This is a genomic window from Shinella sp. G-2 (assembly GCF_050172695.1).
Classification (GTDB): domain Bacteria; phylum Pseudomonadota; class Alphaproteobacteria; order Rhizobiales; family Rhizobiaceae; genus Shinella.
The window spans coordinates 1-991 of sequence record NZ_JBBEYH010000069.1 but is presented as its reverse complement, the minus strand read 5'-3'; the positions used below and the strand labels follow the sequence as shown (position 1 = coordinate 991).

General features: G+C 63.3%; 1 protein-coding gene and 1 pseudogene. Both read right to left on the bottom strand.

Translation table 11 applies throughout. From position 1 onward, the window contains the following. Positions 1–407 (bottom strand): annotated as a pseudogene (locus V8U06_RS29140) (electron transfer flavoprotein subunit alpha/FixB family protein); the annotation flags it as partial. Between the two features lie 77 nt (positions 408–484). Beyond that, a partial coding sequence (locus V8U06_RS29135; protein ID WP_427143640.1) for an electron transfer flavoprotein subunit beta/FixA family protein occupies positions 485–991 on the bottom strand: 507 nt, incomplete at its 5' end.

Genomic DNA, 991 nt, shown 5'->3' with positions numbered 1-991 from the left:
ACCGTCTGGATGGCATTGCCCGCATAGATCGGACGCTTGAACGTGTCGGCAGAGACGATCTCGACGATTTCCGAGACCTGCGCGACATCGAGCAGGGCAGCAACACGCGGCAGCACGTTCTTGCCGACCGAGGTCGCAGCCGAGACGATGGCGTCATAGGAGCCGGCAAGCGACACGATGAGCGCTGCCAGCGGTTCGGCGAGGTTGTTGCCGAGGCTTGCATCGTCGGCGAGCAGGACCTTCGTCACGCCCGAGAGCTTTGCAGCCGCATCGGCCGCAGCCTTGGCACCAGAGCCGGCGACGAGCACATGCACGTCGGAACCGATCTTCGATGCTGCCGTCAGCGCCTTGGCGGTCTGGTCGGAAAGGGTTGCGGTGTCGTGATCTGCCAGAAGAAGAATGGCCATGGTTGTGTTCTCCCTTGATTCCTTCGGTTCATGCCCTTGTCCGAAAACCGGTTCCCACTTTTCGGGGCATGAACGCCTTAGAGCACGCCGGCTTCGGTCTTGAGCTTTTCGACCAGCTCGGCGACCGACTTAACCTTGACGCCTGCCTTGCGGCCCGACGGCTCCTCGGTCTTCAGCACCTTCAAGCGCGGGGCGGTATCGACGCCGAAATCGGCCGGCGACTTCTTGTCGAGCGGCTTCTTCTTCGCCTTCATGATGTTCGGCAGCGAAGCATAACGCGGCTCGTTGAGGCGCAGGTCCGTGGTGACGACGGCCGGAAGCTTGACCGCGATGGTCTGCAGACCACCGTCGACTTCGCGCGTCACCTCGGCCGAACCGTTGCCGATCTCAACCTTCGAGGCAAACGTCGCCTGTGGCCAGCCGAGCAGCGCCGACAGCATCTGACCGGTCTGGTTCGAATCGTCGTCGATCGCCTGCTTTCCGACGATGATCAGGCCGGGCTGTTCGGCCTCCGCCACACCCTTGAGGATCTTGGCGACCGCCAGCGGCTCGACGGCATCGTCCGTCTCGACCAGCACGGCGCG